This window comes from Stenotrophomonas testudinis, assembly GCF_024499815.1.
Classification (GTDB): Bacteria; Pseudomonadota; Gammaproteobacteria; order Xanthomonadales; family Xanthomonadaceae; genus Stenotrophomonas.
Genome location: NZ_JAMOKY010000039.1, coordinates 23104 through 43096, shown reverse-complemented (window position 1 = coordinate 43096; position 19993 = coordinate 23104). Strand labels below are relative to the sequence as shown.

17 protein-coding genes are annotated in these 19993 nt (G+C 68.6%); 14 read left to right on the top strand and 3 right to left on the bottom strand.

Annotation, left to right across the window (positions count from 1 at the left end; genetic code table 11):
- Window positions 1-382 precede the first annotated feature (382 nt).
- From NQ204_RS16640 to pcaC, 12 genes are all read left to right on the top strand, one after another.
- Window positions 383-1894, top strand: a complete 1512-nt coding sequence (locus tag NQ204_RS16640; RefSeq protein WP_256644451.1) for a right-handed parallel beta-helix repeat-containing protein — start codon at window positions 383-385, stop codon at window positions 1892-1894.
- 22 nt (window positions 1895-1916) lie between these two features.
- Complete coding sequence (locus NQ204_RS16635; RefSeq protein WP_256644450.1) at window positions 1917-3218, top strand: carbohydrate porin; 1302 nt, start codon at window positions 1917-1919, stop codon at window positions 3216-3218.
- A 35-nt stretch (window positions 3219-3253) separates the two neighbouring features.
- Window positions 3254-4105, top strand: coding sequence for a type I 3-dehydroquinate dehydratase (aroD, locus tag NQ204_RS16630; RefSeq protein WP_243402760.1), 852 nt, complete (start codon window positions 3254-3256; stop codon window positions 4103-4105).
- Window positions 4106-4158: 53 nt separating this feature from the next.
- The gene (locus tag NQ204_RS16625) at window positions 4159-5478 is read left to right on the top strand and encodes an MFS transporter (RefSeq protein ID WP_256644449.1); all 1320 of its coding nucleotides are present in this window, start codon (window positions 4159-4161) and stop codon (window positions 5476-5478) included.
- Between the two features lie 171 nt (window positions 5479-5649).
- Entirely contained in the window at window positions 5650-6330 is a 681-nt protein-coding gene (locus tag NQ204_RS16620) for a 3-oxoacid CoA-transferase subunit A (RefSeq protein ID WP_116864819.1), read from the top strand.
- The gene (locus NQ204_RS16615) at window positions 6327-6974 is read left to right on the top strand and encodes a 3-oxoacid CoA-transferase subunit B (protein ID WP_256644448.1); all 648 of its coding nucleotides are present in this window, start codon (window positions 6327-6329) and stop codon (window positions 6972-6974) included. The genes NQ204_RS16620 and NQ204_RS16615 overlap by 4 nt, the downstream gene beginning before the upstream one ends.
- Before the next feature lie 7 nt (window positions 6975-6981).
- Window positions 6982-8190 (top strand): 3-oxoadipyl-CoA thiolase, encoded by a 1209-nt coding sequence (gene pcaF, locus NQ204_RS16610; protein ID WP_256644452.1) that lies wholly within the window; start codon window positions 6982-6984, stop codon window positions 8188-8190.
- A gap of 69 nt (window positions 8191-8259) precedes the next feature.
- Window positions 8260-8970: a protocatechuate 3,4-dioxygenase subunit beta gene (gene pcaH, locus NQ204_RS16605; RefSeq protein ID WP_116864821.1), complete on the top strand. Its 711-nt coding sequence runs from the start codon at window positions 8260-8262 to the stop codon at window positions 8968-8970.
- Between the two features lie 4 nt (window positions 8971-8974).
- A complete protein-coding gene (pcaG, locus tag NQ204_RS16600; protein WP_256644447.1) occupies window positions 8975-9538 on the top strand; it encodes a protocatechuate 3,4-dioxygenase subunit alpha in 564 nt (187 codons plus the stop codon).
- Window positions 9539-9628: 90 nt separating this feature from the next.
- Window positions 9629-10972, top strand: coding sequence for a 3-carboxy-cis,cis-muconate cycloisomerase (locus tag NQ204_RS16595; protein WP_256644446.1), 1344 nt, complete (start codon window positions 9629-9631; stop codon window positions 10970-10972).
- Window positions 10973-10998: 26 nt separating this feature from the next.
- On the top strand, window positions 10999-11784 hold the full coding sequence (gene pcaD / locus NQ204_RS16590) for a 3-oxoadipate enol-lactonase (RefSeq protein ID WP_256644445.1): 786 nt from the start codon (window positions 10999-11001) through the stop codon (window positions 11782-11784).
- A 23-nt stretch (window positions 11785-11807) separates the two neighbouring features.
- Window positions 11808-12194: a 4-carboxymuconolactone decarboxylase gene (gene pcaC, locus NQ204_RS16585; RefSeq protein WP_108768600.1), complete on the top strand. Its 387-nt coding sequence runs from the start codon at window positions 11808-11810 to the stop codon at window positions 12192-12194.
- A 36-nt stretch (window positions 12195-12230) separates the two neighbouring features.
- Here the strand turns inward: pcaC and NQ204_RS16580 are convergent, their stop codons facing one another.
- Window positions 12231-13085 carry an IclR family transcriptional regulator domain-containing protein gene (locus NQ204_RS16580; RefSeq protein WP_116864825.1) on the bottom strand — a complete coding sequence of 285 codons (855 nt, stop codon included), beginning with the start codon at window positions 13083-13085 and terminating at the stop codon, window positions 12231-12233.
- Window positions 13086-13186: 101 nt separating this feature from the next.
- On the bottom strand, window positions 13187-15610 hold the full coding sequence (locus tag NQ204_RS16575; protein ID WP_256644444.1) for a membrane-bound PQQ-dependent dehydrogenase, glucose/quinate/shikimate family: 2424 nt from the start codon (window positions 15608-15610) through the stop codon (window positions 13187-13189).
- 297 nt (window positions 15611-15907) lie between these two features.
- Between NQ204_RS16575 and NQ204_RS16570 the strand changes: the two genes are divergently transcribed.
- The gene (locus tag NQ204_RS16570; protein WP_108768603.1) at window positions 15908-16447 is read left to right on the top strand and encodes an adenine phosphoribosyltransferase; all 540 of its coding nucleotides are present in this window, start codon (window positions 15908-15910) and stop codon (window positions 16445-16447) included.
- 78 nt (window positions 16448-16525) lie between these two features.
- On the opposite strand, the gene dbpA is transcribed toward NQ204_RS16570, so the two are convergent.
- Entirely contained in the window at window positions 16526-17902 is a 1377-nt protein-coding gene (gene dbpA, locus NQ204_RS16565) for an ATP-dependent RNA helicase DbpA (RefSeq protein ID WP_116865428.1), read from the bottom strand.
- 113 nt (window positions 17903-18015) lie between these two features.
- On the opposite strand from dbpA, the gene NQ204_RS16560 reads away from it, so the two are divergent.
- Window positions 18016-19899, top strand: coding sequence for an ATP-binding cassette domain-containing protein (locus NQ204_RS16560; protein ID WP_256644443.1), 1884 nt, complete (start codon window positions 18016-18018; stop codon window positions 19897-19899).
- The last annotated feature ends 94 nt before the right edge of the window (window positions 19900-19993 follow it).

The window sequence follows — 19993 nt, the reverse complement described above, 5'->3', positions numbered from 1 at the left end:
CCCCCCCCCCCCCCCCCCCCCCCCCCCCCCCCCCCCCCCCCCCCCCCCCCCCCCCCCCCCACACCGCCCCGCCCAACACACAGAAAACCGGAGCCGCTCTGGCCTTTGACCTTGCCTTTGCTCCTGGCAGGTGCAGGGCGGCAGCCCTGCCGACAACACCCCCTCTACAACGATGGTATTACCCATTCAGTGCGGTATTCGCACACGTAGTCGATTACCGCACTTGAATGGTGCAGTGCGATAAACCTAATTTCACTCCCACAGTTTCATAGCAGTCCAAGCGATCCACCCCTGGCGGGGCGAGGGCAGCAGCCGGTCCGGTGCTGAAGCCAGGTGCAGGGGAAGACCGCCGGATTTCCCTTCACCTGTGCGGAGTGCTCGCATGCGCCGTCGTCTGTCCGTTGTTTCCCTGTCCCTGCTTGCCGTGCTGCCGTCGCTGGCGCTGGCCTACCAGGCCGAACCGCCGCGCGAAGCCCTGCAGGTCCTGCGCGTGGACCGCTATGCCGACGATGCCAACGCCGGCTCGCTGCGCTGGGCCATCACCACCGCCAACGCCGCGCCGGGCCGCTACCGCATCGAGATCGATGCCGTCGGCGCCGCGCCCTACGTCATCAAGCCGGCCGCGCCGCTGCCGGAGATCAAGGGCCCGGTGCAGATCATCGGCACGTCGTGGGCGCGCGATGGCCAGTACGTCGCCATCGACGGCTCGGCCTACGTCACCGGCACCGGCACCGATGCCTGCCCGGGCGCCGAACCCGGCCAGTCCGGTACCAACGTGCGCACCACCACGCTGCCGGGCCTGGTCCTGCGCGATACCCAGGGCGTGGAGCTGGCCGGCCTGGAGATCCGCAACTTCTGCATCGGCGTGCTGGTCAACCGTTCCAGCCACAACGAGATCCATGACAACCGCATCGTCGCCAACAAGGGCGGCGCCGGCATCATGCTCACCGGCGACGACGGCAAGGGCCAGTCCACCGCGACCACCACCGTGCACAACCGCATCGTGCGCAACGAATTCCTCGACAACGGCGACGGCCTGGAGCTGACCCGTGGCGCGGCCTGGAACCTGGTGGCCGACAACCTGTTCCAGTCCACCCGCGCCAACCCGGAACCCTCACAGGGCATCGAGATCCTGTGGGGCAACGACAACAGCGTGGTCCACAACCGCTTCGTCGATTATTCCGATGGCCTGCAGATCAACTGGGGCAACCGCAACTACATCGCCGCCAGCACCTTCACCGGCAACTCGCTGGGCCTGAGCATCACCGGCAGTGGCAACGTGGTCGATGGCAACACCATCACCGGCAATGGCATCGGCATCGGCGTGCGCCCGCAGCCGATGAGTGCGCCGAACCGCTTCACCGCCAACCGCATCCATGGCAACGGCCTGCCGATCGAGCGCTGCGAGGCCGGCGGCGCCTGCGTGAAGGGCCAGCCGCGCGGTGCCATCGTGTTCGGTGTGCCGGGCCTGGAGCACGCCAGCTTCGTCGGCTCGCGCGGCCGTGGCGTCAACAACGATCCGTCCAAGCGTGCGCGCATCTGCACCGCCGCCGGCCAGGCCGACTGCCAGCCGCTGCCCAACCTGGGCCAGGCCGCGCCGCAGCTGACCGCCGTGCAGGGCAAGGGCGCGCAGCGCCAGCTCAACGGTCGTTTCCAGGGTGCCCCGGATTCCCGCTACCAGGTGGAAGTGTTCGGCAACCGCGCCGCCAACGGCAGCGAGGCCGAGCTGGTGCTGGGCAGCGTCGAAGCCCGCACCGATGCGCAGGGGCACGGCAGCTTCACCTTCCCGCTCGGTGCGGGGGCAGATGCTGCCGCTGCCGGCAGCCTGACCGCCACGGTCACCTCGGCGCAGGGCGCCACCTCCCCCCTGAGCGCGCCGCTGTCGCTGCGCTGATCACCTCCACGAGACCGCGATCATGAATCCTGCGAAATCCCCGTCACTGGGCCTGTCCCTGGGCATCCTGGCCACCGCGCTGCTGCCGGCCCTCGCCGGCGCGCAGTCCAGCAACCGCTATGAAGGCAAGACGCTCACCGGCGACTGGGGCGGCACCCGCACCGACCTGTTCGAGCGCGGCATCGCCTTCCGCGGCGATTACGTGGGCGAGGCCATGGGCGTGGTCGATGGGGGCTACGGCGAGACCGGCGCGCGCTATGCGCAGCAGGTGCGCGTGGGCATGGACCTGGACATGGGCAAGCTGGCCGGCTGGGACGGCGGTGCGTTCCACTTCACCCTCAACGACCGTCGCGGCCGCAGCACCTCGGTGGACTTCGTCGGCAACCGCTTCCCGATCCAGGAAGCGTACGGCGGCCAGTACACGCGCCTGACCGAGCTGAGCTACGACCAGACCTTCAACGCAGGCCAGTCGTACTACAAGCTGGGTTACTACGCGATGGGTAACCAGTTCGGCCTGCACAGCCTGCTGACCCACTTCGTCAACGCCGCCTTCTGCGCGCACCCGCTGGCGATGTCCGGCAACAGCGGCTGGTACAACTACCCGATGGCACGGTGGGGCGGCGAGTTCGCGCAGCAGATCAGCCCGGCGGTGAACGTGCGTACCGGCTGGTTCCAGGTCAATCCGAACCTGGGCGGCAACATCGAGCGCAACGCGTTCCGTCCGTTCGTCTCGGGTACCACCGGTTCGCTGTTCCCGGTGGAAGTGACCTGGACCCCGGCCAAGGGCAGCCGCTACGCAGGCGTGTACAAGTTCGGCGGTTACTACGACACCTCGCGCGTGGACAAGCGCGGCCTGGACACCTCGCCGACCACCGGCCGCCACGGCGCCTACGTGCTGGCCGAGCAGCGCCTGACCCAGGAATCGGCCGACCCGAGCCGCGGCCTCACCGCCTTCGCGCAGTACATGGTGTCCGATACCGATACCGCGCAGATCAAACGCTGGTACGCGCTGGGTGGCGTCTACCAGGGCATCGGCTCGCGCGCGCAGGACAGCATCGCGCTGGGCTACGTCGGCGCCGACATCAACGACCGCCTGGTCGATGCGCGCCGGGCCACGCTGATGAGCGGTGGCGTGCCCACCGATTCGCCGCTGTACAACCTCAGCCAGGCCGAGGAGCTGTTCGAACTGTCCTACAGCTTCCAGGTGAACCCGTGGCTGATGATCCGCCCGGACGTGCAGTACATCGTCAACCCGGGCACGTTCAATTACAGCGGTACCGACAACGCCTGGGCCGTCGGTGTCCAGGCCAAGGTGACCTTCTGATGGCCGCGCGCTCCCTCCATGCTCTGGTGACTGCCATGAAATTCCCGTTGGCTTCCGTTGTCCTCGCCGGTGCGCTCAGCGCCTCCCCCCTGCTGGCCCTGGCCGCACCGCCGCCGGCGGTGCTGCAGGTCGGCCAGCTGCGCATCGGCGAGGGCAGCCCGCGCACCATCGTGCCGATCACCGGCGCCACCGCTGAGGTCGCCCTGCAGCAGGCCGCCGCCATTGCCGCCAGCAAGTCCACCGACATCGCCGAGTGGCGCATCGACTACCTGGACATCGCCACCGATGGCAAGGCACTGGTCGCACTCGGCCAGCGCATCCAGGCCACGCTGGCCGGCAAGCCGGTCATCGTCACCTTCCGCACCCAGGCCGAAGGCGGTGCCAAGCCGATCAGCGATGCCGACTATGGTGCGCTGTACGCCACGCTGCTGCGCGGCGGCGTCGCCCAGCTGATCGACGTGGAGATGTTCCGCGACCCGAAGGTCGTGCAGTCGCTGGTGGCACAGGCGCACAAGGCCGGGGTCAAGGTGGTGATGTCCAACCATGACTTCCATGCCACGCCGCCGCGCGAGGAGATCGTAGCGCGCCTGCTGAAGCAGCAGGCACTCGGCGCCGACGTGCTGAAGATCGCGGTGATGCCGCGTGATGCCGGCGACGTGCTGGCCCTGCTCGATGCCACCTGGCAGGTGCGCCAGCAGAGCGACAAGCCGCTGCTGACCATGTCGATGGGCGGCACCGGCGTGGTTTCGCGCCTGGCCGGCGAAACCTTCGGCCAGGCCCTCACCTTCGGCATGATCGGCACCCCGTCGGCGCCGGGCCAGGTCGAGGTCGATCGCCTGCAGGACGTCCTGCAGGTCATCCATGCATCCAGCCAGGCCGGTCACTGAGACCTTCCCCGCCGGACGTTCCACCGCACCACGCTGTTGCAGGAAACCGCACCATGAGCCACGCCTCCGCCGCTGCACCGCCGCTTGTCCTTGAACGGATGAGTCCGTTCCAGTGGACCGCCATCGCCATCTGCGTGCTGTTGAACATGCTCGATGGCTTCGATGTGATGGTCATGGCCTTCACCGCGCCGCACGTGTCGGCAGACTGGGAACTGTCGGGCAAGGTGCTGGGGCTGATGCTCAGTGCCGGCCTGGTCGGCATGGCGCTGGGTTCGTTCCTGCTGGCGCCATTGGCGGACCGCTGGGGTCGGCGGCCGATGATCGTCTGCTGCCTGCTGATCCTGACCAGCGGCATGGCGCTGTCGGCGCTGGCCGCCAACGCCTGGCAGCTGGGCGCGCTGCGCGTCTACACCGGCGTCGGCATCGGCGGCATGCTGGCCGGTGTCGGGGTGATCACCGCCGAGTACGCCAACGCCAAGTGGCGCAGCACGGCGGTCGCGCTGCAGGCCACCGGCTATCCGATCGGTGCCACCGCTGGCGGCCTGCTGGCGGCGTGGATGCTGGAACACTGGTCCTGGCACAGCGTGTTCCTGATCGGTGCAGGCGCGTCGCTGCTGTGCATTCCGCTGGTGCTGAAGTGCCTGCCGGAATCGCTGGATTTCCTGGTCGCACGTCGCCCGGCCAACGCGCTGCCGCGGCTGAACGCGCTGCTGTCGCGCATGCGCATGCCGGAACTGCAGGCACTGCCGCCGGTGCCGGTGCGTGATGGCCAGCGCCAAGGGTACGCCGCGCTGTTCGTCGGCGACCTGCGTCGCGTCGCGTTGCTGATCGCGCTCGCCTTCTTCCTGCACATGTTCGCCTTCTATTTCGTGCTGAGCTGGACGCCGAAGCTGCTGGTCTCGGCCGGCGTGTCGGCGCAGCAGGGCATCACCGGTGGCGTGCTGCTGAACCTGGGCGGCATCGTAGGCGGCAGCCTGTTTGGCTGGCTGGCTTCGCGCTGGTCGCTGTCGAAGCTGACCGCTGGCGCGCTGCTGCTGGCGATGGTGTCGATGCTGGGCTTTGCGGCGTTCAACACGCAGCTGGGCGTGGCCTTCCCGCTGGCCTTCGTGATCGGTGCGGCCCTGTTCGCGGCGATGGCCGGCCTGTACGCGGCAGCGCCGGTGGTGTTCGCCGCCGAAGTGCGCACCACCGGCCTCGGCTGGGCCATCGGCATCGGCCGTGTCGGCGCGATCCTTTCGCCGCTCACCGTGGGCGTGCTGGTGGATGGCCACTGGCAGCCGTCGGCGCTGTACGTGCTGTGCGCCTTGCCGCTGCTGCTGGCTGCGTGGGCGTGCCTCGGCCTGCGGGTGGGCGTCGGCCAGAACCGGCGTTGAACCGATGGCCAACGCAGTTCACTCAATGTGCGATTATCGAATCACCTGGCCGAATATCGCATTGACCGGACGGAGCGCCGTGGCGACCATGTCCGGGTCGTGTTTTCCCTTCGCAGTGGCCCTGCAGCGTGGCGGCGATGACCGCCGGCAGGCAGGGCAAGGAGCAATGCAGTGATCGACAAGACCTTGGCCAGCGTGGAAGCAGCGGTGGCCGATATCCATGATGGTGCCACCGTGATGATCGGCGGCTTTGGTACCGCCGGCATGCCCGATGAGTTGATCGATGCGCTCATTGCACAGGGCGCGCGCGAACTGACCATCATCAACAACAACGCCGGCAACGGCGATACCGGCCTGGCCGCGCTGATCAAGCACAAGCGCGTGCGCCGCATCGTCTGCTCCTTCCCGCGCCAGGCCGATTCGCAGCACTTCGATGCGGCCTACCGCGCCGGTGAGATCGAACTGGAGCTGGTGCCGCAGGGCAACCTGGCCGCGCGCATCCACGCGGCCGGTTCCGGTCTGGGCGCGATCTTCACCCCCACCGGCTACGGCACCGAGCTGGCGCAGGGCAAGGAAACGCGCGAGATCGATGGCCGCCACTACGTGCTTGAATACCCGCTGCACGCCGACTTCGCACTGATCAAGGCCGACCGTGGCGACCGCTGGGGCAACCTGGTGTACCGCAAGACCGCACGCAACTTCGGCCCGTTGATGGCGATGGCCGCACGCTGCGCCATCGTGCAGGTGCGTGAAGTGGTGGCGCTGGGCGAACTGGACCCGGAGGCCGTGGTGACCCCGGGCATTTTCGTGCAGCGCGTGGTGCCGGTGGCCGCAGAAGGAGTGCAGGCATGAACAAGCTCAGCCGCGAACAGATGGCCGCGCGCGTGGCGCGCGACATTCCCGAAGGTGCCTACGTCAACCTGGGCATCGGCCTGCCGACCACGGTGGCCAACTTCCTGCCGGCCGACAAGGAGATCTTCCTGCAGTCGGAAAACGGCCTGCTCGGCATGGGGCCGGCGCCGACCCCCGGCCAGGAAGATCCGGACCTGATCAACGCCGGCAAGCAGCCGGTCACCCTGCTCACCGGTGGCTGCTATTTCCACCATGCCGATTCGTTCGCGATGATGCGCGGCGGCCACCTCGACATCTGCGTGCTTGGTGCCTTCCAGGTGTCGGCACACGGTGATCTGGCCAACTGGAGCACCGGTGCGCCCGACGCGATTCCTGCCGTGGGCGGCGCGATGGATCTGGCCATCGGTGCCAAGCAGGTCTTCGTGATGATGGACCTGTTCACCAAGAAGGGTGAAAGCAAACTGGTGGCCGAATGCAGCTACCCGCTGACCGGCCTGCGCTGCGTATCGCGCGTGTATACCGATGTGGCGGTGTTCGACCTCGGCGCCGACGGCGCGACCGTGCTGGAAATGGTCGAGGGCATGGACATCGAACAATTGCGTGAACTGACCGGCCTGCCGCTGGCACTGGCCGTGGGAGTCTGAGATGAGCCTGCACGAAACCTACATCATCGATGGCATCCGCACCCCGATCGGCCGCTACGGCGGAGCGCTGTCCGGTGTGCGCGCCGACGACCTCGGCGCGGTTCCGCTGAAGGCGCTGCTGGCGCGGCACCCGCAGCTGGACCCGGCGCTGGTCGAGGATGTCTACCTCGGCTGTGCCAACCAGGCCGGCGAAGACAACCGCAACGTCGCCCGCATGAGCCTGCTGCTGGCCGGCCTGCCGGTGACGGTGCCGGGCAGCACGATCAACCGCTTGTGTGGTTCGGGCCTGGATGCGATCGGCACCGTGGCCCGTGGCATCGCCGCCGGCGAACTGGGCCTGGCCATTGCCGGTGGCGTTGAATCGATGTCGCGCGCGCCGTTCGTGATGGGCAAGGCGACTTCGCCGTTCGCCCGCGACCAGCAGATCGAAGACACCACCATGGGCTGGCGCTTCATCAACCCGCGCCTGCGTGAGCTGCACGGGGTGGAGACCATGGGCCAGACCGCCGAGAACGTGGCCGAGCGCTACGGCATCAGTCGCGAGCACCAGGATGCGTTCGCCCTGCGCAGCCAGCAGCGCACCGCCGCTGCGCAGGCGCGCGGTTTCTTCGACGGCGAGATCGTGGCGGTGGACGTGCCGGGCCGCAAGCGCGGCGAGATGGTGACCGTCGACCGCGACGAACACCCGCGCGGCGATACCACCGCCGAGGCGCTGGCCAAGCTCAAGCCGCTGTTCCGCCAGCCGGGCACGGTCACCGCCGGCAATGCCTCGGGCATCAACGATGGTGCCGCCGCACTGCTGCTCGCTTCGGGCGCGCAGGTGAAGGCGCTGGGGCTGACCCCGCGCGCGCGCATCCTCGGCTTCGCCAGCGCCGGTGTCGAGCCGGCGATCATGGGCATGGGCCCGGTGCCGGCCAGCCAGAAGCTGATGGCGCGGCTGGGCCTGTCCATCACCGATTTCGATGCCATCGAACTGAATGAAGCCTTCGCCTCGCAGGGCCTGGCCTGCATGCGCCAGCTCGGCCTGGCCGACGATGCCGCGCACGTGAACCCCAACGGCGGGGCCATCGCCCTGGGCCACCCGCTGGGCATGAGCGGCGCGCGCCTGGCGCTGACCCTGCTGCGCCAGCTGGAAGCCAGTGGCGGCCGCCGCGGCCTGGCGACGATGTGCATCGGCGTGGGGCAGGGCGTGGCGCTGGCCATCGAACGCGTGTAAGCCTTCGCCCGTATCCATGATCTGCAAGACAGCCGCGGCCTTCGGGCCGCTCGCCAACAGGAGTACGCCATGAGCGATCCCACCGAACTGCGCGGCTACCGCAAGCCGTACCCCGGCAGCCAGCCGCCGCGCATCCATCTGCCGTATGCCTCCACCGCGCTGCGTGGCCCGGGTACCGACCCGATCGCCATCCCGGTGACGCTCTCGGAAGTGACCGGCCCGAGCATCAACCGCATCACCCTGGGTGAGCATGCCGCCGACCTGACCGCCGGCTTCCCCGGCCAGCCGCAGGGCGAGCGCATCATCGTCAGCGGCCGCGTGCTGGACGAGAACGGCCGCCCGGTACGCAACACCATTGTCGAGGTCTGGCAGTGCAACGCCGCCGGCCGCTACCTGCACAAGGGCGACCAGCACGATGCGCCGCTGGACCCGAACTTCAAGGGCACCGGCCAGGTGCTGACCGACAGCGAAGGCCGCTACCGGTTCACCACCATCAAGCCGGGCGCGTACCCGTGGCGCAACCACTACAACGCCTGGCGCCCGGCGCACATCCATTTCTCGCTGCATGGCGATGGCATCGGCCAACGCCTGGTCACGCAGATGTACTTCCCCAACGATCCGCTGCTGGCGTTCGACCCGATCTACAACTGCGTGGACGACGCCAAGGCGCGCGAGCGCATGGTGTCCTCGTTCGACTGGGAAAACACCGCCAACGAATTCGCACTCGGCTACCGCTTCGACATCGTGCTGCGCGGTCGCAAGATGACCGTCTGGGAGTAAGACCATGAGTTTCCAATCCACTCCGTGGCAGACCGTGGGCCCGTACTACCGCCTGGGCCTGGAACCGCTGTACCGCACCGAAATCGCCCCGGCCACCGCGCAGGGCGAGCGCATCGAAGTGCAGGGCCAGGTCTTCGATGGCAATGGCACGCCGGTGTCCGATGCCGTGCTGGAAATCTGGCAGGCCGACGCGCAGGGCATCTACGCCCATGGCGAAGACCCGCGCCGTGATGACCACGATCCGGCCTTCCATGGCTGGGGCCGTGTTCCCACCGACGACCAGGGCCGCTTCGCCTTCACCACCGTCAAGCCGGGCCGCGTGCCGGGCCTGCGTGGCGAGCCGCAGGCACCGCACCTGATGGTGCTGGTGTTCATGCGCGGCCTGCTGCAGGCCACCCGTGGCCGCATCTACTTCAGTGATGAAGCCAGCAACGGCGAGGACGGCATTCTCGCGCTGGTGCCCGCCGAGCGCCGCCACACCCTGCTGGCTCAGGCGCAGGGCAGGGGCCTCTACCACTGGGACGTGCGCATGCAGGGCCCGGACGAGACGGTGTTCTTCGCTTACTGATCGCGGCGCGGCCAACGCGCCTTCCGGCCACTCCACGCCCGCATGCAGCGGGCGCGGGTAAGCTGTGGCCACCCAGGATGGACTGCACCGATGAGCCACTCCCCAACGCTGCTGGGCGGTCTGTTCGGCGACCCCGCCGTCGACGCTGTGTTCAGTGATGAAGCACGCCTGCAGGCGATGCTGGATGTCGAACGCGCCCTGGCGCGCGCCCAGGTACAGTGCGGGGTGATCCCCGCCGCTGCGCTGGCCCCGATTGAAGCAGCATGCAGCGCCGATCTGTACGCGGTTCCCGCGTTGTCGGCGGCGACCGCACTGGCCGGCAACCCGGCCATTCCGCTGGTCAAGGCACTCACCGCACAGGTAAAGGCGGGCGATGCCGAGTCCGCGCGCTGGGTGCACTGGGGCGCCACCAGCCAGGACATCATCGACAGCGGCGCGGTGCTGCAGCTGCGCGCGGCGGTCAGCCACGTGCAGGCGCGCCTGCAGGTTTTGTGTACCGCGCTGGCGCGGCTGGCAGAGGCCGAGCGCGGCACCGGCCTGCCCGGGCGCACATTGCTGCAGCAGGCGGTGCCGGTCACCTTCGGCCTGAAAGCCGCTGGTTGGCTCGATACCCTGCAGCGCAGCCAGCGTCGCCTCGATGCGCTGGCTGATGACACCATGGTCCTGCAGTTCGGCGGAGCCGCCGGTACGCTGGCTTCGCTGCAGACGCGTGGGCTGGACGTGGCCGAAGCGCTGGCCGCCGAGCTGCAGCTGCCGTTGCCGGCGCTGCCCTGGCACACCGCGCGTGACCGCATCGCCGAGTTCGGCAGCGTGTTTGCGCTGCTGACCGGCAGCCTGGGCAAGATCGCCACCGACATCGTGCTGCTGATGCAGTCCGAAGTTGCTGAAGCCTTCGAGCCGGCAGGCGAGGGCAAGGGCGGTTCCTCGGCGATGCCGCACAAGCGCAACCCGGTTGGCTGCGTGGCCGCCATCGCCGCGGCCACGCGTGTGCCGGGCCTGTTGTCGACCCTGTTCAGCGCCATGCCGCAGCCCCACGAGCGTGCGGCCGGGCAGTGGCATGCCGAGTGGGACACGGTGCCGGAGATCGTGCGCCTGTGCGCCGGCAGCCTGGCCCAGGTGACCGTGGTGGTGCAGGGGCTGCAGCTGGATCGCGCGCGCATGCGCCAGCATCTGGACAGCCATGGCGGCCTGCTCTATGCCGAAGCCGTGGCGGTCACCCTGGGTGAGCGCATCGGCAAGCCGGCCGCGCATGCGCTGGTGGAACAGGCGGCCAAGCAGGCGCTGGCGCAGTCGCTGCACCTGCGCGAGGTGCTGGCGCAGACGCCGGAGGTCACCGCGCAGCTTTCACCCGCACAACTGGATGCCCTGTTCGCCGCCGACAGCTGGCGTGGCATGGCCGATACCTGGATCGACCGCGTGCTGGCGCGCGGCTGATCCCTACGTTCAACGCTGGAGCCCCCATGCCCTTCCTCGACCTTCCGCAGCATCGCCTGCATTACCAGACCGAGGGCCGCGCCGATGGCCCGTGGCTGACCTTCTGCAACTCGCTCGGTACCGACCTGGGCATGTGGCAGCCGCAGGTGGATGCACTGGCCGCGCAGTACCGCATCCTGCGCTATGACCGCCGCGGCCATGGCCAGTCCAGTGCGCCGCCGGGGCTGTACACCGTGGCCGAGCTGGGCGCCGACGTGCTGGCCCTGTGGGATCACCTCGGCATCGAGCGCAGCCACTTCTGCGGCCTGTCGATCGGCGGCCTGACCGGGCAGTGGCTGGGCATGCACGCCGGCAACCGTCTGCGTACGCTCACCGTGGCCGCTACCGCGGCGAAGATCGGCACGCTGGACGGCTGGCAGGCGCGCATCGCCCAGGTCCAGCACGATGGTCTGCTGCCGCTGGTGGATGGCACCCGCGAGCGCTGGTTCACCGCCGGCTTCGCACAGACCCATGCCAGCCAGGTGGAGGACATCCTGCAGCGTTTCCTCGCCACCAGCGTCGAAGGCTACGCTGGCTGCTGCAATGCGGTGGGCACGGCCGACTTCCGTGATGCACTGGCCAGCATCGGCGTGCCGATGCTGGCCATTGCCGGTGATGACGATCCGGTCTGCGTGCCGGCCGAGCTGCAGGCGATCGCCGAGGGCGTGGCGCAGGGGCGCTATGCCGCCGTTGCGGGCCGCCACATCTGCAACCTGGAATCGCCGCAGGCGTTCACCGCCGCACTGGCCGCGCATCTTTCCGCGCAGCACTGACATCCCTCAACAGGTACACGACGATGGACGAACAGGAACGCTACGAAGCCGGTCTTGCGGTGCGCCGCCAGGTGCTGGGCGAGGCGCATGTCGACCGCTCGCTGCAGGCGCGCACGGAATTCACGACTGAATTCCAGGACTTCATCACCCGCACGGCGTGGGGCACGGTGTGGACGCGCGAGGGACTGCCGCGGCATACGCGCTCGCTGCTGACCATCGTGATGATGGTGGCGCTGGGCCACGACGAGGAATTCAAGCTGCATATCCGCGCCGCCCGCAACAACGGGGTGACGCCGGAGGAGATCAAGGAAGTGCTGCTGCAGGCGGCGATCTACTGCGGCGTGCCCGCGGCCAACCACGCGTTCGCGCTGGCCAAGCCGATCCTGGAAGAGCAGGCTTCGGAACGTTGATACGGAATCCGCCGGGCCATGCCCGGCGGCTTTGCCTCAATTCAACAACGTACCCAACCGCTGTGCCGCCTCGCGCAGGCGTGGCAGCAGCTGGGTCTGCATCACGCCCAGGCCGATGCGGCCCGCCTGGGTGCCGATGTTCAGCGCGGCCACCACCTCGCCGCTGCGCGAATGCACCGGCACAGCGATCGAGCGCAGACCGATCTCCAGCTCCTGGTCGACCAGCGAAACGCCTTCGCGACGCACCTTTTCCAGCAGGTCGAGGAAATCGTCCATGCGGGTGACCGTGCGTTCGGTACGCGGCCGCAGCGGATTGCGTTCCAGGTAGCCTTCCAGCGTGTCGCGCGGCAGCGCCGACAGCAGCACGCGGCCCATCGAGGTGCAGTACGCCGGCAGGCGGCTGCCCGCACGCAGGCCGATCGACATGATGCGCACGGTTTCCGCGCGCGCCACGTACAGGATGTCATCACCGTCGAGCACGCCCAGCGAGCAGGATTCGTGCACGTCATCGCGCAGCGCATCCAGTACCGGTTGTGCCGCCGCGGTCATCGACGACGAGGCGACATAGGCGCCGCCCATGCCCAGCACGCGCGGCAGCAGCACGAAGCCACGGCCCTGCTCGCCGACGTAACCGAGCTTTTCCAGCGTGTACAGCACGCGCCGTACCGCTGCGCGCGAGATGCCCGTATCGGTGCTGATCTGCGACATCGTCACTTCGCGTGGATGCTGCGAGAACACGCTCAGCACGGCCAGGCCGCGGCCGAGCGAGGTCATGAAATCCGGATCGCCCTGGTTGTCCTGGATCTGCTGCATCAGCTCATGGGCCAGGCCACGATCCTGCGGTGGCGCAGGCGGGCGCTTGGGGCGACGGCTGGGAGGAACGGCAGGCATGGCAGCAGCTTTCATCAGGTTCGACCTTGCATGGTAAGCGCTGGAACCGGCAACCGGTACCCACGCGGCGCAGCCTGGCAGGCTGCACCGCGTGGCACGGTTTACCTGCGCTCGGGCAGCGCGTAGGCGATCACATAGTCGCCACGGTCCGGCGACTGGCGTGCGCCACCGGCGGAAATCACCACGTACTGGCGACCGGTCTTCGGCGAGACGTAGGTCATCGGCGTGCCCTGGCTGCCGACCGGCATGCGGGCCTTCCACACTTCCTCGCCGGTGCGGCTGTCGTAGGCGCGCAGGTAGTAATCCTGCGTACCGGCGAAGAACAGCAGGCCCGACTGCGTAGCCAGCGAACCACCCAGGGTCGGCATGCCGATCGGAATCGGCAGGCCCATCTTGATGCCCATCGGCCCGGTGTCCTTCACCGTGCCCACCGGCACCTGCCAGACCAGCTGGCGGGTGGCCAGGTTGATCGCCGACATCGTGCCGAACGGCGGCTTCTGGCAGGGGATGCCCAGCTTGGACAGGAAGCGGTCGCGCAGCGAGCCGTACGGCGTACCGGTCTGCGAAGCCGCACCCATTTCCACGCCACCGGCGCCGCTGGTCATCTGTGCACGCGGGATCAGCTTGGTCCACAGGCCCAGGCGCATGTCATTGACGAACAGGTAGCCGGTGGTCGGGTCGACCGAGGCACTGCCCCAGTTCATGCCACCCAGCGAACCCGGCCACTGCAGCGCGAGGTCTTCGCCCGGCGGCGTGTACATGCCGTCGTAGCGGAACTGCTTGAACTGGATGCGGCACAGCATCTGGTCGATCGGGGTCGCACCCCACATGTCCGACTCGGTCAGCGTCTGTGCGCCGATCTGCGGCAGGCCCACCGAAAGCGGCTGGGTCGCGGCATAGCGTTCGCCTTCGGCATTGCCCTGCGGCGCCGGGATGTTGCGCACTTCGCTGATCGGCACGCCGGTCTGGCGGTTGAGCATGAAGATCTGCCCGGCCTTGGTGATCTGCAGCAGGGCCGGCAGGGTGCCGCCCTTGCCGTCGGGCACGTCGGTCAGGGTCGGCTGCGCCGGCAGGTCGTAATCCCACAGATCGTGGTGCACGGTCTGGTAGACCCAACGCTCCTTGCCGGTGGCGACGTCCAGCGCGACAACAGCCGAGCTGTACTTGTCATCCTGCGGGGTGCGCTCGCCGGCCCACTGGTCCGGCGTGGTGTTGCCGGTGGGCAGGTAGACCAGGCCCAGCTGCGGGTCGTAGGCCATCGAGGTCCACACATTCGGCGTGGCGCGCGTGTAGTGGATCGACGGATCCAACGGCACGTCCGGCGTTTCCTTCGACAGGTCCCAGACCCAGGCCAGCGCGCCGGTACGCACGTTGTATGCACGCACCACGCCGGACGGTTCACCCACTTCGATGTTGTCGGCCACACGGCCGCCGACCACGATCAGATCGCCGGCCACCAGCGGGGCGGCGGTGAGCGTGTAGAAGCCGGGCTTGATCTCGCCCATGCCGGTCTTCAGGTCGACCACGCCGTTGCTGCCGAAGTCCGGGCACAGCGCGCCGGTCTTCGCATCCAGCGCGAACAGGCGCGCATCGATGGAGGTCATCAGGATGCGCTTTTCGCACAGGGCCGGGCCGGTGCTGGCGGTCTCGGTGGCCGGCTGCGGCGCGGGTTCCGGCGCAGCCGACGTTGCAGCTGCCGGTGCCGTGGTCGCGTCGAAGTAGCCCAAGCCACGGCAGCGCTGCCAGTTCGGCGCGGTGGCCTTGGGATCGAAGGCCCAGCGCTGCTTGCCGGAGTCGGCGTCGATGGCGATCACCTGGTTGTGCGGGGTGCACAGGTACAGGGTGTCGCCAATCTGCAGCGGGGTGTTCTGGTCCTCGGCACCGAAGCCGTTGCTTTCGGGCACGTCACCGGTGTGCGCGGTCCAGGCGACCTGCAGTTCCTTCACGTTGGCCGGGGTGATCTGGTCCAGCGCGGCGAAGCGGGTGCCGGCGGTGGTGTTGCCCCAGTGCATCCAGTCGCGCTGTTCAGCGCCCTTGGCCACCGGCACCACCGGCGGCGTGGTGCCCTGTGCGGTCTGCACCGGGCGCGGCTGGAAGGCGGAGAAGGCCGTGCCCAGCAGGCCGATCAGCAGCACCGCAGCCACGCCGTAGGCGCCACGGCCGGCGACCTGGCCGCGGCTGCGGCGCAGTACCGGCCAGGCCAGTGCGACCAGCAGGGCGAGCACGGCCGGCATCACCAGGCGCGAGACCAGCGGCCAGAACTCCCAGCCTGCATCCACCAGCGCCCACACCAGCGTGGCCACGAAGGCCAGGCCGTACAGCAGCGCACCGTTCGGCCGGCGCATCACCAGCAGTACGCCGGCCACGGCCGACACCGCACCCATCAGCAGGAAATACCAACTGCCCCCCAGCATTACCAGGCGAACACCACCGACCAGCAGAACCAGGCCGAACAGGGTCACCAGGATGCCCAGCAGGACCACCAGCACACGGCACAGGGCCGGAACTTTCGTCGTCTCGTCCACGTTGCATGAACCTCATTGCGAAAAACCCGCGCGGAGGCGGGAAAGCCCCGCGCGCGCCAGGCGTGGCGGGGGCCGTCGGCATCCCGGGCGGCTGCGGGCCATGGCGGCGGGCAGGCGTCTGCCTGCTTATGACGCAGGCGGGGTGAATGACCGGTTAGGGCGATTATCGCACAGGTGTGCGATTTTTGTGTGATGCTGCGAGGCCATGCGTGGAACGCAGCGGCGCGGTGGTGCCGGGAACGGGCAGGGTCGCGGCGAACCGGTTACCCTATGCCGCCATACAAGCTGGTAGCTGCAATGACCGACGCCACCGTGGCTGTCCCCGCCTGGGCCTCGCGCCTGCGCGATATCGCCGATTTCCCGAAGCCCGGCATCCTGTTCAAGGACATCATGCCGCTGCTCGCCCACGGCGAGGACTTCCGCGGCGCGATCACGGCCATGGCCGACCGCTGGCGCGGGCAGCAGCTGGATGCCATCGTCGGCATCGAATCGCGTGGTTTCATCCTGGGCGCCGCCATGGCGCTGGAACTGGGCGTGGGCTTCGTGCCGGTGCGCAAGCCGGGCAAGCTGCCGGGCAAGGTGCTGCGCGAGGAATACACCCTGGAGTACCGCAGCGACTGCATCGAAGTGCATGCCGACGCGCTGCCGGCCGGCGCGCGCGTGGCCATCATCGATGACGTGCTGGCCACCGGCGGCACGCTGGGTGCCGCGCTGTCGCTGGTGCGCCGCCTGGGCGTTGAAGTGGTCGGCGCCGGCGTGCTGGTCGAGCTGGACGGCCTGGGTGGCCGCGGCCGCTGGGAAGCGGATCTGCCGCTGCACACCGAACTGGTGTTCTGATTGCTTAGCCGGGCATGGCCCGGCGCTACCAACAGCCTGCAGGTAGCGCCGGGCCATGCCCGGCCGATACCTTGATCGTTACATCATCCGCACGCGGAAGCGACGGCCCTTGATCTTGCCGGCTTCCAGCTTGGCAACCGCCTTATTGACCTGCTCACGGGCGATGGCCACGTAGGAGCGGGTCGGGAAGATCGCGATCTTGCCGATGTGCTTGCCCGACAGGCCGGCATCGCCGGTCAGCGCGCCGAGGATGTCGCCCGGGCGCAGCTTGTCGGTCTTGCCACCATCGATGCGCAAGGTGCGCATCGCCGCCTGCGGCAGCTCGGCCGGGCGCGAGGTCGCCAGCGGCGTCTTCTGCCAGTCCAGCGGCTGGCCCAGATGGGCTTCGACGGCCTCGGCGCGGGTCTTCTCGCGACCGGCCACCAGGCTGATCGCCAGGCCGCTGGCACCGGCGCGGCCGGTGCGGCCCACGCGGTGCTGGTAGCTCTCCACGTCGGTGGGCAGCTCGTAGTTGATCACAGCCGCCAGCTCTTCCACATCCAGCCCGCGTGCGGCCACGTCGCTGGCCACCAGCACGTTGCAGCTGCGGTTGGCCAGGCGGAGCAGCACTTCCTCGCGGTCACGCTGCTCCATGTCGCCATGCAGGGCCAGCGCCGAGAAGCCGAACTGCTGCAGCGAGTTGGCGACCTCGTCCACGTCCTTGCGGGTGTTGCAGAACACCACCGCCGATTCCGGCGTGTATTTCAGCAGCAGGCCGGCCAGCGCCTTCTGCCGGTGGGCCGGTTCCACTTCGCAGAACAGGTGGCGGATGGCCGGGGCCTGGTCGGCGCCTTCCACGGTCACTTCCAGCGCATCGCGCAGCAGGTCGCGGGCGATCTCGCGGATGCTGTCGGGGAAGGTGGCCGAGAACAGCAGGCTCTGCCGGTCCTTGTGGGTGCGGCCGGCTATCTCGCGGATCGGCTCTTCAAAGCCCATGTCCAGCATGCGGTCGGCTTCGTCCAGCACAAGGGTGCGCACCGCGCCCAGGTTCAGGGCACGCTTGCGGGCCAGTTCCTGCACGCGGCCGGGGGTGCCGACCACCACATGCGGGTCGTGGCCTTCCAGCGAGGCCAGCTGCGGGCCCAGCGGCACGCCACCGACCAGCAGCAGCAGCTTCAGGTTGGGGATGCCGGTGGCCAGCTTGCGGATCTGCTTGGCGACCTGGTCGGCCAGCTCGCGGGTCGGGCACAGCACCAGCGCCTGCACGCGGATCAGGCTGGGATCGATGGCCTGCAGCAGGCCCAGGCCGAAGGCGGCGGTCTTGCCGCTGCCGGTCGGCGCCTGGGCGATCACATCGCGGCGATCGAGGATCGCCGGCAGGCTCTGCGCCTGGATAGGCGTAAGGGTGGTGTAGCCGAGGGCGTCCAGGCCGGGCTGCAGGGCCGGGCTCAGCGGCAGGGTCGAAAAGTCAGTCATGGCACATTGTACCTGTGTGCCCTGACCGGGTTGCAGCCATGGCTGGGGGAATGCAACGGTCGACTCTACCGCCGAGATTCCGGCGGGCGCCCGCCAACCCGTACAATAGTGGGATGCCTCTGATTACCCTACAGAACGTCGACTTCAGCGTCGGCGGCCCGTTGTTGCTGGAAAAGGCCGAACTGTCGATCGAGCCGGGCGAACGCATCGCCCTGATCGGCCGCAACGGCGCCGGCAAATCCACCCTGCTCAAGCTGCTGTCCGGCGACCACAAGCCTGATGACGGCGAAGTCCGCGTGCAGCAGGGCGTCCGCGTGACCCGCCTGGAGCAGGAAGTGCCGCATGGCGCGGCCGGCTCGGTGTTCGACGTCGTGGCCGATGGCCTGGGCGAACTGGGCCAGTGGCTGGCCGAATTCCACCACCTCAGCCATGCCGAGGTCTTCGACGGTGAAGCCCTGGGCAACGTCCAGGCCAAGATCGATGCCGCCAACGGCTGGGGCCTGGACCAGCGCGTCAGCGAAACCCTGACCAAGCTCGACCTGGATGGCGAGGCCGAATTCGGCCGCCTGTCCGGCGGCATGAAGCGCCGCGTGCTGCTGGCCCGCGCGCTGGTGTCCAGCCCGGACGTGCTGCTGCTGGACGAACCGACCAACCACCTCGACATCGAGGCCATCGACTGGCTGGAAGCCTTCCTCAAGGGCTGGAGCGGCAGCGTGGTGTTCGTCACCCATGACCGCCGCTTCCTGCGCGCGCTGGCCACCCGCATCGTCGAGATCGACCGCGGCCAGGTCACCAGCTGGCCGGGCGACTGGGCCAACTACGAGCGCCGCCGCGAGGAACGCCTGAACGCGCAGGCCCAGGAAAACGCCCGCTTCGACAAGCTGCTGGCGCAGGAAGAAGTGTGGATCCGCCAAGGGATCAAGGCCCGCCGCACCCGCGACGAAGGCCGCGTGCGCCGCCTGAAGGCGATGCGCAACGAGCGTTCCGAGCGCCGCGAACTCAGCGGCAACGTCAAGATGGAAGCCGCACAGGGCGTCAGCTCCGGCAAGAAAGTCATCGACGTCAAGGACATTTCGTTCGCCTTCGGCGAGCGCACCATGGTCCGCGACTTCACCACCACCATCCTGCGTGGCGACCGCATCGGTCTGATCGGCCCCAACGGCAGCGGCAAGACCACGCTGCTGAAGCTGCTGCTGGGCGAACTGCAGCCGCAGAAGGGTGAGGTCAACGCCGGCACCAACCTGCAGATCGCCTATTTCGACCAGTACCGTGCGGTGCTGCGCGAAGACTGGAGCGCGATCGAGAACGTGGCCGAAGGCCGCGATTTCCTCGAGTTCAACGGCAAGCGCAAGCACGTGCATGCCTACCTGCAGGACTTCATGTTCACCCCCGAGCGTGCGCGTGCGCCGATCACCCGCCTGTCCGGTGGTGAGCGCAATCGCCTGCTGCTGGCCAAGCTGTTCGCGCAGCCCTCCAACCTGCTGGTGATGGACGAACCGACCAACGACCTCGACGTGGAAACCCTGGAGCTGCTGGAAGAGCTGCTGGGCGACTACACCGGCACCCTGCTGCTGGTCAGCCACGATCGTGACTTCATCGACAACGTGGTGACCTCTACGCTGGTGATGGAAGGCGACGGCGTGATTGGCGAATACGTGGGTGGCTATACCGACTGGCAGCGCTATGCCGCCAGCGTGGCCGCGCCTGCGGCGGCGCCGGTGGCCAAGCCGGCTGCTGCTGCGCCGGCCGCTGCTGCGGCGGCGGCCCCGGCCGCGCCCAGGCGCAAGCTGGCCTACAAAGAAGCGCGCGAGCTGGAACAGCTGCCCAAGACCATCGAGAAGCTGGAAGGCGACGTGGACGGCCTGACCGCAGCAATGAACGACCCGTCGTTCTACACCCGCAGCAGCGCCGAAGTGACCGCGCATACCCAGCAGCTGGCCAAGGTCCAGGCCGAGCTGGATGCGGCGTACGCGCGCTGGGAAGAGCTGGAAGGCTGATTGCCGAGCCGAGCCGAGCCGCGCCGCGCCCGCCCGGCGCGGTGTTGGTTCACGACGCGATATACGGGTAGCGCGGGGCCATGCCCCGCGAGCG

Bases quoted from the DNA above. Each gene is read 5' to 3' on its own strand.
- NQ204_RS16640 (WP_256644451.1), top strand. From the start codon at position 383: ATGCGCCGTCGTCTGTCCGTTGTTTCCCTGTCCCTGCTTGCCGTGCTG.
- NQ204_RS16635 (WP_256644450.1), top strand. From the start codon at position 1,917: ATGAATCCTGCGAAATCCCCGTCACTGGGCCTGTCCCTGGGCATCCTG.
- aroD (WP_243402760.1), top strand. From the start codon at position 3,254: ATGAAATTCCCGTTGGCTTCCGTTGTCCTCGCCGGTGCGCTCAGCGCC.
- NQ204_RS16625 (WP_256644449.1), top strand. From the start codon at position 4,159: ATGAGCCACGCCTCCGCCGCTGCACCGCCGCTTGTCCTTGAACGGATG.
- NQ204_RS16615 (WP_256644448.1), top strand. From the start codon at position 6,327: ATGAACAAGCTCAGCCGCGAACAGATGGCCGCGCGCGTGGCGCGCGAC.
- pcaH (WP_116864821.1), top strand. From the start codon at position 8,260: ATGAGCGATCCCACCGAACTGCGCGGCTACCGCAAGCCGTACCCCGGC.
- pcaG (WP_256644447.1), top strand. From the start codon at position 8,975: ATGAGTTTCCAATCCACTCCGTGGCAGACCGTGGGCCCGTACTACCGC.
- NQ204_RS16595 (WP_256644446.1), top strand. From the start codon at position 9,629: ATGAGCCACTCCCCAACGCTGCTGGGCGGTCTGTTCGGCGACCCCGCC.
- pcaD (WP_256644445.1), top strand. From the start codon at position 10,999: ATGCCCTTCCTCGACCTTCCGCAGCATCGCCTGCATTACCAGACCGAG.
- pcaC (WP_108768600.1), top strand. From the start codon at position 11,808: ATGGACGAACAGGAACGCTACGAAGCCGGTCTTGCGGTGCGCCGCCAG.
- NQ204_RS16580 (WP_116864825.1), bottom strand. From the start codon at position 13,085: ATGCCTGCCGTTCCTCCCAGCCGTCGCCCCAAGCGCCCGCCTGCGCCA.
- NQ204_RS16570 (WP_108768603.1), top strand. From the start codon at position 15,908: ATGACCGACGCCACCGTGGCTGTCCCCGCCTGGGCCTCGCGCCTGCGC.
- dbpA (WP_116865428.1), bottom strand. From the start codon at position 17,902: ATGACTGACTTTTCGACCCTGCCGCTGAGCCCGGCCCTGCAGCCCGGC.
- NQ204_RS16560 (WP_256644443.1), top strand. From the start codon at position 18,016: ATGCCTCTGATTACCCTACAGAACGTCGACTTCAGCGTCGGCGGCCCG.